We start from the raw sequence: 13,767 nt of genomic DNA on the forward strand, positions 1-13,767 counted from the left end.
TTACCTGCATATTATGGCTTCACATCAGAGCGAGACCAATGGACGCCGACAAGGTTTTCAAAGCGCTGGGCGACCCGACACGCAGAAGGCTGCTTGACCTTCTGTGTGAGCAGAACGGGCAGACGCTCAGTCAGCTTTGCGAAAACCTGGACATGGCCAGGCAATCCGCCACCCAGCACCTCGACCTGCTGGAGGCGGCCAATCTGGTGAGCACGGTCAAGCGCGGCCGCGAGAAGCTGCATTTCATCAACCCCGTGCCGCTGCACGAAGTCTACGAGCGCTGGGTGCGGAAATTCGAACGGCAGCGGCTCAGCCTGCTGCACGACCTGAAGCAAGAACTCGAAGGAGAGGACCAATGACGACCAAAGAGACCACGAGCTTTGTCTACGTGACCTATATCCGCTCGACGCCGCAAAAGGTGTTCGAGGCCATAATCAAGCCCGATGTCGCAAGGCGCTATTGGGGCCACGAGAACGTCTCCGACTGGAAGGCGGGATCGAAATGGGAACACATCCGCGCCAATGACGAACGGACCGTCGAACTGGTCGGCAAGGTCGTCGAGATCTCGCCGCCGACCCGCCTCGTCATCACCTGGGCCAACGCTTCGCAGGCCGACGATCCGTCGAAAACCAGCCGGGTGACGTTCGCCATCGAGGAATACGACACCATGGTGCGGCTGACCGTCAGCCATGACGAACTCGAAGCCGGCAGCGGCATGGCGAAGGGCGTCAGCCAGGGTTGGCCGGCCGTTCTCTCCAGCCTGAAATCCTTCCTGGAAACCGGCAACGGCATCGATCTGTTCGCCAAGCCGAAATCAGCCCTGATCGCAGCGGGAGAATGACAATGACCAAGCGCTATATCGGCGGCTGTGCATGCGGCGCGATCCGCTATGAAACCAGCGGCGAGCCCATCTTTCAGAACCACTGCCAATGCATCGATTGCCAGAAGCGCTCAGGCACGGGCCATGGATCCTATATGACCTTCGGCCGGCGCGCCGACATGGCAATCACCGGCGAGGCGAGCACCTGGCGGGTGGCGGGCGCCAGCGGCAACGAAAAGATCCACGCCTTCTGCCCAACCTGCGGGACGCCGGTCTACCTGACATTCGTCGCCATGCCGGAGTTCATAGCGATCAACGCCACCAGCCTGGACGACCCGGACCAGTTCAATCCGCAGGCGGTCACCTACACCATCCGCGGCCATGCCTGGGACATTATGGATCCGTCCCTGCAGGCGTTCGAGCGAATGCCTCGGGGATAGCGTCTGCCGGTCGATCCGCGATCTGCCGTCACGCCATTAAACGCGACGCTCCTGGCCGATCAGCCGGCTGGCCGCGGTTTCGGCCATGGCGTCGGCAAGCTCGAGGCCCCATTGCTGGCGGCAATAGGCGCGGAAATCGAAGCAGGGCAGGCCGGGGCAGACCTCGAACTCGATGAGGTGGACGGTGTCGTCGGCCTCTACCCTGAGATCGATGGAAAACACGTCGCGCAGGCCGAGCCCGCTTATCAGCCGCCCGGCGATCGCGCGAATCCTGGCGTCGGCGGCCGGCTGGCTGGCGGCGACCGAGACGAGTTCCGGTTCGGCATAGTGTCCCGCCGCTTTCGCTGCCTCGCCAGTGTCGCCGTAGAGCGCCAGGCTGTCCGCCATGGTCTGGAAATCGGCGCCTGAATCGACAAAGGCGACGCCAAGCGCTTCGACTCCGGCGCCAGGCACCAGGCCGAGGAAACTGGCGCGCACGTTGCGGCCGGCGACATAGGGCTGGACGACGACATCATCGCGATAGGCCGAAAAGACGCGCCGGCTGAGCTCCAAAGCGTGACCGAGATCGCCGCAGCGCGAATCCGCCCAGATGCCGATCTTGGCGCCGAGCCGGTTGGGCTTGACGAACCAGCCGGCGCGCGAGGCTGGCGGCTCGACCAGCCATCTCCCGTCACGCGCAAGACCGGCCCGCGGCACCGGCAGGCCGAGCGCGCCAAGCACGGCGCCGGAGCGGAACTTGTCCTGGCAAAGTGCGAACAGCGCATCGTCGGCGCCAATCGTCTTGAAGCCGCCCAGTCTCGCCAAAGCGGGCGCCGCGCCGCCCCGGAAATAGGCAATGCCGTCGGTCAGCGTCCAGACCAGCGTTGTGCTGGGGTGCTCGCTGGCGAGCACGCTCGCGGCGTCGTCCAGCGGCACCGCTGCGAAGGACAGACCACGCTCCAAGCAGGCTGCGGCAAGCGCATCGAATTCAGGGGCGAGGTCGGTCGACTGCGCCAGATAGGACGCGATTTCGATAGCGCGCTGTGGTGCATGATCGTCGGCGACCAGCCGGTCCAGGCAAGCCTTTTCCGGCTCATGGACGAGGATCAGTTTCGGCTTGCGGCTTGGCATGAGATGAACGGTTCCCGACGACACGATCGCCCACCATCGCATGGTCGAGGCGTCAGGCTCTCGCGAAACCGACCGGGTCGGACGGTTGCGTGACAACACACCGTCCGACCGCAGGTTCAAATCAGGCGATCAGCACACGCGGCTCGAAGCGGCCGTTGACGGGAATATCGAGCAGAAAGGTCATGCCGCCCTGCAGATCCAGCAGGCGCTGCTTCTCATCCTTGCCCGACCAGGCGGAGGTGACCGCCAGCCGGTCGGCCTTGGCGCCGACAAAGGCCGGGCAGGATGGCTGCGTCACCGGCATGGCGACCGTGCGGACGCGCTTGCCGTCGGGTCCATAGGCTTCGATGACGCTGCCGCCCCAGACGGCGTTCCACAGGATGCCGTCGCGGTCGAGCACGGACCCATCGACATAGCCCTTGGCCGAGCGGTGATCGACGAACACCTTCGGCTCACCGGCAGGCAGGCCGGTCGCCGGGTCGCAGGCGACGCGCATCAGCAGCCCGGTCGAGGTGTCGGTGTAGTAGGCGATCGTGCCATCTTCGGAAAAACAGATCGAGTTCGACACGGTGATGTCCGAAAACAGGCGGCGCAGTTCGCCCTTGAAAAACCAGTAGATCGAACCGGCGCCCTTTTCCTCCTTCTTGCCCATCGTGCCCATCCACAGGGCGCCGCAGGGATGGACCCGGGAATCGTTGGAGCGCGTGACCGGATTGTCGGCCTCGACAGACGTGTGCAGCGTCATCTTGCCTGTCGCGACATCGCGGACATAAAGGCCGGTCTCGGCAGCGATCAGCTGGCGCTTCTCGTCGATGACGGCGATGGCGCTCGCCATTTGGCCGAGCTCATGGACGGTGGTCGCGCCGCCGGACAGCCGCTTTTCCAGAAGCTGGCTGTTGACGATGTCGAACCAGAACAGCGTATCGATGGCCGGATCGTAGCTCGGCCCTTCGCCGAGTTGGCAGACGTGATCGGAAAAAACCGAAACGATCGCTTCGCTCATCATGCTTCTCCGAACACCGCATCCCAGGCCGTGACGGCAGCCTGCGCACGCACCGCCACCTCGTCGACGCTCATGCCCGGCTTGAACAGGCTGGAGCCCAGCCCGAAGGCCGTCACGCCGGCGGCCTTGTAGCCGGCAAAATCTTTCTCGGAGACGCCACCGACAGCGCCGACCACCGTTTGCGTCGGCAACACCGCGCGCATCGCGGAAATGCCGGCAGCACCCAGCACGCTCGCCGGGAAGAATTTCAGGGCCGAGGCGCCGAGCTTGATCGCCAGGAAGGCCTCGGTCGGCGTGAACACGCCGGGCATCGTCACCATGCCGTAGTGCATGGCACGCGCCATCACCTCGGCATCGATGTTGGGGCTGACCAGCAGCCGCCCGCCAGCCTTGTGCAAGCCATCGACATCGGCTGGCGTCAGCACCGTGCCGGCGCCGACCAGGGCTGTTTTCGGAAGCACTTCGACAATCCGGGCGATCGACGAAAACGGCTCCGGTGAGTTGAGCGGCACTTCGATCGCCTCGATGCCGGCGTCAAACAGTGCCTGGCCTATTGCGATCGCTTCACTCGGCTTGAGGCCGCGCAGGATGGCGACCAGCCCGCGCTTGAGCTTTGGGAAAGGTGCGGTCTGGCTCATCGGGTAACTCCGGTTCTGGCGATCATGCCGTTCTCGCGCGCCGCCTCGACGAGACCGGCACGCACCGCCTCGTCGGCATCGACGGTCCGGACCTCAAGCCCGGCAAGACCAAGTGCTGAGTGGTAGAGCGCGGCCAGCGCGCCGGAGGCAACCAGCACCACGGGTTCCGCACCGGCGCCGTGACGGCGGCTGGCAGCGGCGATCTCGCCGCCGATCAGAAGGCCGGACAGACAGGCTGCGGCATCGTCGGCTTTCAGGTCCTGCAGCAGGCCGGCGGCGCGGATGGAAAACAGCCGCGAGGTGACATCGCCGCCCTCGCCCAATGCGGTTTCGCACCAGCGGCGGAAGAACGGATTGTCCGATGTGACCGGCTTGGGGTGCTCGCCGAGCGAATGGCGCAGGATCGAATGCGCGGCAAGTACGGAAAACAGCTCGCCGGTCGGCCAGGTGCCGAAGCCGGCAACGGCGCCGTCCTCGACCAGCACCCATTTCGAATGGGTGCCGGGCATGCACACCAGCTGGCGTCCCTTGGCCGGCAGGCCGGCGCCGGCAAGCTGGGTTTCCTCGCCGCGCATGACGTCGGGCGCGTCAGTCAGCCGCTGGGCAAGACCCGGAACGATGCGGATGTCGCGGCTTTGGCCGGGCACGCTGGCGGCACCCGCCAGGATGGCACTGAGCGGCGCCGGCACGGTGACATAAGGCGCTTCCAGCCAACCCTGGCGAGAACCGGCCATGCCGCAGATGATGACGGGCAGCGCCTCCGGCGCCCCCATCGCCGCCAGATGCCCTTCGAGGATGGTCGAAAAGCCCTTTTGCTGGGCGGTGATCAGGCCATCATCGCCGCGGCGTTCGGCAAGCACCTTGCCTTGCCCGTCGATCAGCCAGACCCGCATGCGGGTCGTGCCCCAGTCGACCGCGGCTACCGCCGGCGCGTTGCCGGCAAACCCTTGGCTCACAGGAAGCCTCCATCGACGATCAGCATCTGCGCGGTCAGCATGCGCGAGGCGTCCGAGGCCAGGAACAGCACCGTGCCGACGATGTCGTCCGGCTGCATCACCTGCTTGATGCACTGCTTGGCGACATGGGCGGCAAGTCCCTGCTCGGTCACCCAGAGCTCCTTCTGCCGCTCGGTGATCACCCAGCCGGGTGCGATGGCGTTGACGCGGATGCCGTCGACGCCGAGCTTGCCGGCCAGCCCCTTGGTGAGGCCGAGGATACCGGCCTTGGCGGCCGTGTAGGACGGCATGTCGGGGTGGTTGATCAAATAGGATGTCGAGGTGAAGTTGATGATCGAACCGCCGCCGGCCCGCTTCATGCCCGGCGCCACCGCTTGCGCGGTGAAGAAATGCGGCCTGAGATTGATTGCCTGGTTGTTGTCCCAGAACTCTACCGTCACGTCCTCGACGGCGTGGCGCTCATCCCAGGCGGCATTGTTGACCAGCACGGTGACATCGCCATGCGCATCGGCGGCCTTCGCGGCGGACGCCCGCAGGGCCTCGACGTCGCGCAAATCGGTTTTGAGATAGAGCGGCCGCCTGCCGAACTCTTTCTCGATGCGATCGGCAAGGGCCGTGCTCGGACCGTCGGCGATGTCGACGAAGGCGACATTGGCGCCCTGGCGCACAAAACCCTCGGTCAGTGCAGCACCTATGCCGGAGCCGCCGCCGGTGATCAGCACCGAGGCTCCTTCGAGGTCGGCAAAATGCGCCGATGGCATCATATCTGTACTCTCCCAGCTTGGCCGGCGCGCATCCTAGCCACGCGAGGCGCGCGGGCAAGGGCGAACCGCCGGATTTCTGGGCTTATGTCAGACAAAACGACAATGCGCCGCACTGGATGGCACAGCGGCACCGTCGGGATTGCCGACTGCGGGGGATCGCCGGTCAGATCGCCTTGGCGCGCAAGGCGCCGCGGAAGGAATCGCGGAGATAGCCGAGCGTGGCGTCGGCATCGACCGGCTTGCCGAACAGATAGCCTTGCCCGCCGGCGCAGCCGAACTGGACGAGGCGATCGGCCTGCGCCTCCTGCTCGATGCCTTCGGCGACGACGTCCATGCCGAGCCCCTCGCACATTGCGAGAATGGCGCGGATGATGTGTTCGGACGGCCTGTCGTCGAGAATGGAGGAGACGAAGGCGCGGTCGATCTTGAGCTTGTCGAAATGGAATTCGCGCAAGCGGCCGAGCGAGGATTGGCCGGTGCCGAAATCGTCGAGCGAGACGCGGATGCCGACGCGGCGCAGGTCCTCGACGATCTGCGCGGCCGAGGCCGGGTCGTTCATCAGGCCGGTCTCGGTGATCTCGATCTCCAGCCGGTGCGGATCGAAGCCGGTGCGGTCGAGGATCGCCAGTATGTGCAGGCCGGTGTTCTGGTCGACGAGCTGCGAGGGTGACAGGTTGAAGGACAGGAACAGGTCCTTCGGCCAGCTTCTGGCGGCCTCTGTCGCCTTGCGCAGCACCAGCTGCGACAACGGGCCGATGATGCCGCGCTCCTCGGCGATGGGAATGAAGACCGTTGGCGGCACCGAGCCTAGGTCGCGATCGGTCCAGCGCGCCAGTGTCTCGAAGCCGATGGTGCGGCGCGTGTTGAGGTCTACGATGGGCTGGAAATGCGGCTCCACCTCGCCGGCCGAAACAGCCCGGCGCAGCGCCTGTTCGATGCGGGTGACGCGCTTGGCCGCCTCTTCCATCTCGCGGGTGTAGACGACGACGCGGCCACGACCGGAACGCTTGGCGTGATAGAGAGCCGTTTCGGCCTTGTTGACGAGGATTTCGGTGGTTTCGTCGCCCGAAGAAAACAGCGAGCAGCCGACCGAGGCCGAGAGCCTGGCGGTGCGTTCGCCGACATCGTAGGGCGCCGACAGGATCTCGATCAGCATGCGGGACTTTTCAGCCGCTGCATCCTCGCTGAACACCAGGGGATAGAGAAAGGCGAATTCGTCGGCGCCGATGCGGCAGACCGTCGAGTGGCCGTCCATCGAGGCGCGCAGCCGCATGGCGACCTGGATCAGGATATCGTCACCGGCCTTGTGGCCGAACAAATCGTTGATCGGCTTGAAGCCGTCGAGGTCGAGAATGCCGACGGTAAAGGGTGCGGGATCGTCGGCACGGTCGCTGATCAGGCGATCGACCTTGTCGAAGAAGCGGCGATGGTTGCCAAGCCCGGTCAACGGATCGGTGAATGCCAGATCCGTGCTCTCCCTGTTTGCCTGACCGGTGCCAAACGAAGTTTGCATCGGTGTCCCTGTGGTGTCCCTGTTTTGTGACGTCGGAATTTATTTCGAGACTGGCAGCAAACCCTTTAGGAAACGTATCGCGAAATCGATTTTTCGCGGGCTAAGTTGCCTCATGTGCACGGGACGGATGCGAGTGGCGGCGCGGGCCGGGGCCGGTTCCTTCACAAAGCCCAAAATGGCGCGCAAAAAACGCGCTAGCCGCGGGTCGGAAACACCCATAGCGACGACATGACGTAGCTCACCGCGCCTGCGGCAACCGTCGTCAGCGCCGACATGGCGAGCGCCGACAAGCCGAAACGCGTAACCGCCAGGTGCGACACCAGGCCCGAAAACAGAGCGCATCCGAGCTGCAGGGCAAGATAGCGCGGCATGGCGCTGACGTGATCGTGCTGGCCGCCGAATGTCCAGCCGCGCTGTGCGCTATAAGCCACTACAAAGGCAATCGCATAGGCGATGACACTGCCGATGAAGGGCGAAAGGCCCAGCGACACAAGGAGCCACGACAGAACGAAGAACAGCAATGCGGCGCCGACGCCGACCGTCAGGAATCGGAACAGGCGTCTCTGGACAAAGGCCGGCAATGCTTCGCTCATGCGTCGCGCGCCGGCAGCTGGTCGGCCGGCAAGTCATCGGCCAGCAAGTCATCGGCCGACAAATCATCGTTGAGGCATGGCATCAGGATGGTGGATTCGAGCTGTCTGGTTGCGGCGGCGCGGATGGCGGTGACGGCGTTCATGGTCGTTGTTCCATCGAGTGCCCGGGGCTGCGTCAGCACGGCCGGGCGCATTCGGGGCTTACCCTTGCACGACAAGGCTTAAGAAAGCGATGACGCGCAGTGTCGCCTTGGCTCCAGATGGCCGGCAGATCGGGCGCCGGCCCGGGTTTGCGGCTTGCTGATGCCAATCTTCAAAATGTCGCGATTGGCAGACGGGCAGTGAGCCTGTACAGGCAAGACAGTCGCCCATCCGAGCCGCCGGAGACCCGCCATGAAGCTGAAAATCGCCGTCCAGATGGACCACATCTCCACCGTGTCGATCGCCGGCGACACCTCGTTCGCGCTGTCGCTGGAAGCGCAGCGGCGCGGCCATCTTCTGTTCCACTACACGCCCGACCGGCTGTCGCTGCGCGACGGCAAGGTGTTTGCCCGCATCGAGGAGATGCAGGTGCGCGACGAGAAGGGCAGCCACTATTCGCTGGGCGAGAAGGTGCGTACCGATCTGTCGGAGATGGACGTCGTCCTGCTGCGCCAGGATCCCCCCTTCGACATGAACTACATCACCACCACGCACATTCTGGAACGCATCCATCCCAGGACGTTGGTGGTCAACGACCCGGCCTGGGTGCGCAACAGCCCGGAAAAGATCTTCGTCACCGAGTTTTCCGACCTGATGCCGGACACGCTGATCACCAAGGATCCGCTCGAAGTCGCCGCCTTCCGCAAGGAGTTCGGCGACATCATCGTCAAGCCGCTCTACGGCAATGGCGGCGCCGGCGTCTTCCATCTGCTCGAGGGCGACCGCAACCTTGCCTCGCTGCTGGAAATGTTCGGCCAGATGTTCCGCGAACCCTACATCGTGCAGCGCTATCTGAAGGACGTGCGCAAGGGCGACAAGCGCATCATCCTGATCGACGGCGAGCCGGTCGGCGCCATCAACCGGGTGCCGGCCGAACATGATTCCCGCTCCAACATGCATGTCGGCGGCCGCGCCGAAAAGACCGAGTTGACGGAGCGTGAGCGCGATATCTGCGCCCGCATAGGACCTTCGCTGAAGGAGCGCGGCTTTATCCTGGTCGGCATCGACGTCATCGGCGACTACATGACCGAGATCAACGTGACTTCGCCGACCGGCGTGCGCGAGGTCAAGCGTTTTGGGGGCGCCGACATCGCCAGCTTGTTCTGGGACGCGGTCGAGGGGAAGCGGAGGACGTAACCGTTTTCACTTTGTCTTAACCATGTTCCACTTTTGCAACCGGGCACAACCCAACCGCGACCGGTGCGGCTGCGTATTCTTGTAATGTTCTTGATTTGATCGGGCGATTGCGTAAGCCCGCTGCGGATCGACACCGGCGATGGGCTTTCCTTCCCGCTACTGACCTTGCTGTTTCCTGTTGGTTGCACGACAGCTAATAGGTGCGTGTAGTTCGAAGCCTGAAGGCTCACGCCATGAAAATCAATGTCGTCTACGCGCATCCACTAGCCGACAGCTACCAGGCGGCGCTCCACAAGCGGGTGGTTCAGACCCTCAAAGCCAGGGGCGACGAAGTCATTGATTTCGATCTCCATCAAATGAAATTCGATCCTGTGATGCATGCCGAAGAAAGACATGGCCACTTTGACCCGGCCCAGGCACCCAGCGACTTGCAGGTTTACATCGACGCGTTGAGATGGGCGGAGGCCTGCGTTTTCTGCTTCCCGACATGGTGGTCAGGCATGCCTGCAATCTTGAAGGGTTACTTTGATCGCGTTTGGCGACCAGGGGTGGCTTACGAGTTGCCGGCAGACGGTGGCGTGATCAAGCCGGCGCTACTGAACATCCGGCGGATGGGGGTCGTTACCACATGCGGGTCGCCGTGGTGGTATACTGAACTGTACATGCAAAACCCGGGAAGGAAGGTGCTGCTGCGAGGGCTCAAGACTATGTGCGGCCGCAACGTGAAGCACCTCTACCTGACGAGATATTCCGTCGAAAACATCTCTGATAACCAGAGGGAAATGTTCGCCCGCAAGGTGGAGCGCCTGTTCGACAAATTCTAGCCATCTATGCCCGGGCATCTCATCTTTGATGCCAGCGAGCCTTCGACGAAGCGGGCGCTCAAGCTTCCGATCGAAGCCCAACTTATGAACTGCGCGTCCTTGCCGGCAGCATTCCTCACCGTAATGAAGCAACATATGTTCTTGTAATGTTCTTGCCTAACCCGGAAATCTGTGGTTGTCTTCTTTGACCTCGCTCACACCTGATCGCCAGGGCATGGGCGAACACCTATCCGGGGGCATAAAAATGGTGGCGCGGGTTCGCACGGTCGCTTTCCAAGGCATCGAGGCCGTGCCGGTCGACGTGCAGGTGATGATCGCGCCGGGCAAGGTCAACATGCACATCGTCGGCCTCGCCGACAAGGCGGTGGCCGAAAGCCGCGAGCGCGTGCAGGCAGCACTGCATGCATCCGGCCTGTCGATGCCGTCGAAGAAGGTTACGGTCAATCTGGCGCCCGCCGACCTGCCCAAGGAGGGCAGCCATTAACCCCCGGAATGGGCTGCCGAGTAAGGTCTTCTGAGGTTGGTTTATAGGCTACTCACCAGGAACTCACCGACCCGCTAGAGTAGAGCCGTTGATTTCCAAAGATTTCCTGCGACTATCGGCAGGTCCACGCGACATGGGATGCGACATGAAGAACACCTCTACTTTTAAGCGCATTGTGGATGCAGTAGCAGCTTACCGATGGATGTCCGATCGGAAGAGCATTGAGGCGGCGCATGAGAAATTGTCGAAAGCGCTCGATGGAACAGGGTCAAGTCAGGCAGTGCGATCTGCGCGCGAGTCGTTATTGACCGCCTTGGAGAATCGCTGGACCGCAGAGCAAGAGCAGCAACGGCTCATCGGACCGGAGCACGCAGCCGTCCTTGATCGGATCGGTCAGATCGACAATGAAATTGACGACCTTTTAGACGAGTTGAAACAGGTTCTCGAAGGCACTTAGAGCGGTTCCAACAAGTTAACCCGCCACCGTGAGGCAGCGGGCCAATTATTCCAGCCAGTTAGAATTACAGTCCCAGCCCGCCCCATATTAAGCCAGGGAAGTCGTAATCGGTCGGATCGGCTTCGCGCTCGTCGTCGAGCTCGCGCTCGTCGTCCCCTTCCCTGTCATCGCTGCCGACGACTTCGATGCTACCCGCCAGATACGGCTCGAGATCGGGATCCGGATCTAGGAAGTCGAGCAGGGAAATCAGCCGCTCGATTTCGTCCTCGATCGAACGGCGGACCGTCGGGTCGGAAAGGCGAACGGCGGCGTTCACAGGAACAGGCGGCGAGTGATGCTCATACGTCACCGCCTTTCCCCACGAGCGACATGGACAGGAGCAGCGCGCGAACCTGTTCGGTATCGAGCTCGCCCATGTACCAAGAGTGATACTTCTTGAGGTAGCGGCCTTTGGCGGCGAGGTCGGCCGTGGTGCGAGCCGGGAACCGACAGACGTGCCAGAGGGCAGAATACTCGCCGTCGCTTGCGTCTTCCCATTTCTGGTGTTCTTCAGCAGTCGCTTCGCGCCCGAGCTTCGCCTCGTCGCAGCAATCGCAGACGCTGTACCAATAGGCCCATGCCTCCTTGTGGCCTTTGATGGCCGCGCGGAGTTCGGGCGACATCTTTGCCCTTGCCCCTGGCGTGGCGTCGATCGGTGCAGCCGGCGCCTTGCGGATACCGGCAGCGGTTGTGGCAAGAGCGATGCCGGCCCCGGCCAGGTTGAGCAGGCGGCGGCGGTTAATCGCGGGCATGCCTTCGGCGGCTGCCCGAACAGAGGTGTTCGACATGATTGCTCTCCATCAGGTGTTAGCGATTTTCGCTATGAGTGACTATAAGCGCTATTAACCCGAATGCAAGCGTTATCCGATAGGGCTAGCGTTTATCGCTCATATGCGCTATTGGAGAAGAATGATGACCCCCGCTCAATGTCGCGCTGCCCGAGGCCTCCTCAACTGGTCCCAGCAGGACACCGCCGTCGCGGCCAAGATCGGCAACGCGACCATCCGCAACTTCGAGGCCGGACGATCGGCGCCGCAGAATGCCACGCTCGACGTGCTCCAGCGCGCGTTTGAGACAGCAGGTGTCGAGTTCATTCCGGAGAACGGCGGCGGGGCGGGGGTGAGGATGCGGAAGCCGTGACCGGCAACACTCCCCGCGCCAGGATGACGCCAAGGCGCCGGCAAGCAATTTTCACCGAGAATTGCGCCGGCCACAACGTCGCGCCGTGCTGTCTCTGCGGTGAGCCGATCCACCGCCACACCGACCGCTGGATCATCGAGCACAAGCGCGCCTTGGGTCTGCTAGGCCCGGACGTGAACACCAATTGCGGCCCGGCTCATTTCCAATGCGGCGAGGTCAAGACCCACACCCAGGACTTACCGAGGATCCGCAAGGCGAAGCGCCAGCAGGCCCGCCACGAAGGCACAAAAAAGCCGGCGCGAGGGTTTCAGGCCCCGGCCGGCGTTTCGTTCGATTGGAAGACGCGGCGCTACACCCGTTCAGAATTGCGGGCTGGACGCGCTGCAGGTTCGGGCAGCAATATCCCTTCTATCGGGAGGTAGGGAAAATGGCCAAGAAGCCCGTCGATAAATACAGCGCGCCGATCCCGTTCGCGTGCCCTCAGTGTGGCAAGAATTTCCTCAAAACGTTCGATTGGCTCGAAAAAAATCTTATGTTCGAGTGCCCCGCACACTGCGGACATACCTTTGCCTTCACATACGAAGAGGCCTTCCGCCTCTACAGCGAGAATGTCCAAAGAATCCAAGACGGCATTGAAGCTATGCGCCGGGATAGAGGCGACTAGCGGGACGAGTGTTTTCAGCATGGCGCCTGATTCAATCAGGCCATTTGACCCCGTCAGATGTTACCTTTCCGCCCATTTCGCGGATCGCCTTGCGCACGAAATCGTATCTAATCGGCGACCGGCGCCATCTGGTTAGCGCGAAATAGCGATTTGATAATCGCGTGAAGTAATCGAGGTCGGCCATCGTTATTCCAAGCCGCCAGCACTCGTCCCTGAGCCCATCGAGCAGTTTGTCACCAGAGCGGAGGTAGATGCGAGGGCGCTTCAGGCCTCGCCGACGTCCGAAATTATGAAGCTGGGCGGCCGTCAAGTCGGGGAAAGCTTCGTACAATTCATTCTTCGTGGCTGAGCGATAGAGCTTGCGAAACCGCCTCTCTTCTTCTTCGGTCAAAATCCTGTTGCGTCTCGTGATTCCAAGCTGAAAGCATCGCTTTTCCAGAGCCTTCCGTGTCCTGTTGGGCAATGCAGCCGACAGCGCTTTGTAATCCGGATATAGCGAGCGGCAAGCGTCGTCCTCGTGTTTCCGCCAAAGCGCGAATCCGCGCATCGTGAAACCGGTCTTCTGCATATACTGGCGTGTCGCCTGCCCCAGGCGGGCCAATCGCGCGGCTATTTGAAGGTTCATCCAAGGATGATGCGGGTCTTTCAGCCGCGGAGTGCTATACCCGCTGCCGACAATCCCCGCTAATCCCGCTGTGCAATGGAATTGCTGTGCAGAACCTCGTCCAGATCTACATCGCCTCGATGGCTGTGCTTCGTTTCGGCGATCTGGCGCTACCGGCAACGCGATATGCTGGGCTCACGCGTCATAAACTTGTTGGGTGACGCCCTTCATGGTCGCGCCGCCCGGATCGGCCGGATTGTCCGACCAGAGCCCTTCAGATTTCAGAACAAGCGCAAGCGAGCGCGCGAAGTTGCGGTCCATCACAGTTCCTTTCGGACTATGGTCGGCGCCGGGAGGGCCGAATTCTCAGTCGATCGAGC

20 protein-coding genes and 2 pseudogenes are annotated in these 13,767 nt (G+C 62.6%); 10 read left to right on the forward strand and 12 right to left on the reverse strand.

The genetic code is table 11. The features are described 5' to 3' along the window. Positions 1-38 precede the first annotated feature (38 nt). Genes HB777_29220 through HB777_29230 form a run of 3 tightly spaced genes read left to right on the forward strand, consistent with a single transcriptional unit; the run spans position 39 to position 1,260 of the window. Complete coding sequence (locus HB777_29220; protein QND67616.1) at positions 39-359, forward strand: helix-turn-helix transcriptional regulator; 321 nt, start codon at positions 39-41, stop codon at positions 357-359. Further along, complete coding sequence (locus tag HB777_29225; GenBank protein ID QND67617.1) at positions 356-841, forward strand: polyketide cyclase; 486 nt, start codon at positions 356-358, stop codon at positions 839-841. The genes HB777_29220 and HB777_29225 overlap by 4 nt, the downstream gene beginning before the upstream one ends. A gap of 2 nt (positions 842-843) precedes the next feature. Then, positions 844-1,260: a GFA family protein gene (locus tag HB777_29230; protein QND67618.1), complete on the forward strand. Its 417-nt coding sequence runs from the start codon at positions 844-846 to the stop codon at positions 1,258-1,260. Positions 1,261-1,296: 36 nt separating this feature from the next. Here the strand turns inward: HB777_29230 and HB777_29235 are convergent, their stop codons facing one another. The 8 genes from HB777_29235 to HB777_29270 all read right to left on the reverse strand — a co-directional run bounded on the left by HB777_29235 (position 1,297) and on the right by HB777_29270 (position 7,980). After that, entirely contained in the window at positions 1,297-2,370 is a 1,074-nt protein-coding gene (locus HB777_29235; protein ID QND68945.1) for a D-alanine:D-lactate ligase-like protein, read from the reverse strand. Between the two features lie 121 nt (positions 2,371-2,491). Continuing rightward, on the reverse strand, positions 2,492-3,373 hold the full coding sequence (locus HB777_29240) for an SMP-30/gluconolactonase/LRE family protein (GenBank protein QND67619.1): 882 nt from the start codon (positions 3,371-3,373) through the stop codon (positions 2,492-2,494). Continuing rightward, positions 3,373-4,011, reverse strand: coding sequence for a 2-dehydro-3-deoxy-6-phosphogalactonate aldolase (locus HB777_29245; protein QND67620.1), 639 nt, complete (start codon positions 4,009-4,011; stop codon positions 3,373-3,375). The genes HB777_29240 and HB777_29245 overlap by 1 nt, the downstream gene beginning before the upstream one ends. Then, the gene (locus HB777_29250) at positions 4,008-4,967 is read right to left on the reverse strand and encodes a 2-dehydro-3-deoxygalactonokinase (protein QND67621.1); all 960 of its coding nucleotides are present in this window, start codon (positions 4,965-4,967) and stop codon (positions 4,008-4,010) included. The genes HB777_29245 and HB777_29250 overlap by 4 nt, the downstream gene beginning before the upstream one ends. Beyond that, entirely contained in the window at positions 4,964-5,731 is a 768-nt protein-coding gene (locus HB777_29255; protein QND67622.1) for an SDR family oxidoreductase, read from the reverse strand. Before HB777_29255 ends, HB777_29250 begins: the two co-directional genes overlap by 4 nt. 163 nt (positions 5,732-5,894) lie before the next feature. Continuing rightward, positions 5,895-7,244, reverse strand: a complete 1,350-nt coding sequence (locus tag HB777_29260; protein QND67623.1) for an EAL domain-containing protein — start codon at positions 7,242-7,244, stop codon at positions 5,895-5,897. A 194-nt stretch (positions 7,245-7,438) separates the two neighbouring features. Beyond that, a complete protein-coding gene (locus tag HB777_29265; GenBank protein ID QND67624.1) occupies positions 7,439-7,837 on the reverse strand; it encodes a GtrA family protein in 399 nt (132 codons plus the stop codon). Next, positions 7,834-7,980 (reverse strand): hypothetical protein, encoded by a 147-nt coding sequence (locus tag HB777_29270; protein ID QND62441.1) that lies wholly within the window; start codon positions 7,978-7,980, stop codon positions 7,834-7,836. The genes HB777_29265 and HB777_29270 overlap by 4 nt, the downstream gene beginning before the upstream one ends. Positions 7,981-8,230: 250 nt before the next feature. Here HB777_29270 and gshB point away from each other — a divergent pair, with 250 nt between their 5' ends. The 4 genes and pseudogenes from gshB (at position 8,231) to HB777_29290 (ending at position 10,940) form a co-directional block, all read left to right on the forward strand. Next, positions 8,231-9,175 carry a glutathione synthase gene (gshB, locus tag HB777_29275; protein QND67625.1) on the forward strand — a complete coding sequence of 315 codons (945 nt, stop codon included), beginning with the start codon at positions 8,231-8,233 and terminating at the stop codon, positions 9,173-9,175. Between the two features lie 233 nt (positions 9,176-9,408). Beyond that, complete coding sequence (locus tag HB777_29280) at positions 9,409-9,999, forward strand: NAD(P)H-dependent oxidoreductase (GenBank protein QND67626.1); 591 nt, start codon at positions 9,409-9,411, stop codon at positions 9,997-9,999. A gap of 244 nt (positions 10,000-10,243) precedes the next feature. Further along, a pseudogene (locus tag HB777_29285) lies at positions 10,244-10,480 on the forward strand (ATP-binding protein). A 148-nt stretch (positions 10,481-10,628) separates the two neighbouring features. Next, positions 10,629-10,940, forward strand: coding sequence for a hypothetical protein (locus HB777_29290; GenBank protein QND67627.1), 312 nt, complete (start codon positions 10,629-10,631; stop codon positions 10,938-10,940). A 64-nt stretch (positions 10,941-11,004) separates the two neighbouring features. Here the strand turns inward: HB777_29290 and HB777_29295 are convergent, their stop codons facing one another. Together HB777_29295 and HB777_29300 are read right to left on the reverse strand one after the other, a co-directional pair. Beyond that, positions 11,005-11,289, reverse strand: a complete 285-nt coding sequence (locus tag HB777_29295; GenBank protein QND67628.1) for a hypothetical protein — start codon at positions 11,287-11,289, stop codon at positions 11,005-11,007. Then, positions 11,279-11,767 (reverse strand): hypothetical protein, encoded by a 489-nt coding sequence (locus HB777_29300; protein QND67629.1) that lies wholly within the window; start codon positions 11,765-11,767, stop codon positions 11,279-11,281. Before HB777_29300 ends, HB777_29295 begins: the two co-directional genes overlap by 11 nt. Positions 11,768-11,891: 124 nt before the next feature. Between HB777_29300 and HB777_29305 the strand changes: the two genes are divergently transcribed. The 3 genes from HB777_29305 to HB777_29315 are packed head-to-tail and all read left to right on the forward strand — an operon-like array spanning position 11,892 to position 12,783. Then, positions 11,892-12,119 (forward strand): helix-turn-helix transcriptional regulator, encoded by a 228-nt coding sequence (locus HB777_29305; GenBank protein ID QND67630.1) that lies wholly within the window; start codon positions 11,892-11,894, stop codon positions 12,117-12,119. Next, positions 12,116-12,541 carry a hypothetical protein gene (locus tag HB777_29310; GenBank protein ID QND67631.1) on the forward strand — a complete coding sequence of 142 codons (426 nt, stop codon included), beginning with the start codon at positions 12,116-12,118 and terminating at the stop codon, positions 12,539-12,541. The genes HB777_29305 and HB777_29310 overlap by 4 nt, the downstream gene beginning before the upstream one ends. 5 nt (positions 12,542-12,546) lie before the next feature. Further along, positions 12,547-12,783, forward strand: coding sequence for a hypothetical protein (locus tag HB777_29315; protein ID QND67632.1), 237 nt, complete (start codon positions 12,547-12,549; stop codon positions 12,781-12,783). A gap of 31 nt (positions 12,784-12,814) precedes the next feature. Here the strand turns inward: HB777_29315 and HB777_29320 are convergent, their stop codons facing one another. Further along, positions 12,815-13,351, reverse strand: coding sequence for a hypothetical protein (locus HB777_29320; protein QND67633.1), 537 nt, complete (start codon positions 13,349-13,351; stop codon positions 12,815-12,817). A 252-nt stretch (positions 13,352-13,603) separates the two neighbouring features. Next, a pseudogene (locus HB777_29325) lies at positions 13,604-13,708 on the reverse strand (hypothetical protein). Positions 13,709-13,767 lie beyond the last annotated feature (59 nt).

This window comes from Mesorhizobium loti, assembly GCA_014189435.1.
In the GTDB taxonomy this organism is placed as follows: domain Bacteria; phylum Pseudomonadota; class Alphaproteobacteria; order Rhizobiales; family Rhizobiaceae; genus Mesorhizobium; species Mesorhizobium loti_G.

Coding starts and splice junctions, on each gene's coding strand:
- gshB (QND67625.1), top strand. CDS start 8,231: ATGAAGCTGAAAATCGCCGTCCAGATGGACCACATCTCCACCGTGTCG.
- HB777_29300 (QND67629.1), bottom strand. CDS start 11,767: ATGTCGAACACCTCTGTTCGGGCAGCCGCCGAAGGCATGCCCGCGATT.
- HB777_29265 (QND67624.1), bottom strand. CDS start 7,837: ATGAGCGAAGCATTGCCGGCCTTTGTCCAGAGACGCCTGTTCCGATTC.
- HB777_29320 (QND67633.1), bottom strand. CDS start 13,351: ATGCAGAAGACCGGTTTCACGATGCGCGGATTCGCGCTTTGGCGGAAA.
- HB777_29230 (QND67618.1), top strand. CDS start 844: ATGACCAAGCGCTATATCGGCGGCTGTGCATGCGGCGCGATCCGCTAT.
- HB777_29305 (QND67630.1), top strand. CDS start 11,892: ATGACCCCCGCTCAATGTCGCGCTGCCCGAGGCCTCCTCAACTGGTCC.
- HB777_29290 (QND67627.1), top strand. CDS start 10,629: ATGAAGAACACCTCTACTTTTAAGCGCATTGTGGATGCAGTAGCAGCT.
- HB777_29260 (QND67623.1), bottom strand. CDS start 7,244: ATGCAAACTTCGTTTGGCACCGGTCAGGCAAACAGGGAGAGCACGGAT.
- HB777_29220 (QND67616.1), top strand. CDS start 39: ATGGACGCCGACAAGGTTTTCAAAGCGCTGGGCGACCCGACACGCAGA.
- HB777_29225 (QND67617.1), top strand. CDS start 356: ATGACGACCAAAGAGACCACGAGCTTTGTCTACGTGACCTATATCCGC.
- HB777_29270 (QND62441.1), bottom strand. CDS start 7,980: ATGAACGCCGTCACCGCCATCCGCGCCGCCGCAACCAGACAGCTCGAA.
- HB777_29315 (QND67632.1), top strand. CDS start 12,547: ATGGCCAAGAAGCCCGTCGATAAATACAGCGCGCCGATCCCGTTCGCG.
- HB777_29235 (QND68945.1), bottom strand. CDS start 2,370: ATGCCAAGCCGCAAGCCGAAACTGATCCTCGTCCATGAGCCGGAAAAG.
- HB777_29245 (QND67620.1), bottom strand. CDS start 4,011: ATGAGCCAGACCGCACCTTTCCCAAAGCTCAAGCGCGGGCTGGTCGCC.
- HB777_29240 (QND67619.1), bottom strand. CDS start 3,373: ATGAGCGAAGCGATCGTTTCGGTTTTTTCCGATCACGTCTGCCAACTC.
- HB777_29280 (QND67626.1), top strand. CDS start 9,409: ATGAAAATCAATGTCGTCTACGCGCATCCACTAGCCGACAGCTACCAG.
- HB777_29255 (QND67622.1), bottom strand. CDS start 5,731: ATGATGCCATCGGCGCATTTTGCCGACCTCGAAGGAGCCTCGGTGCTG.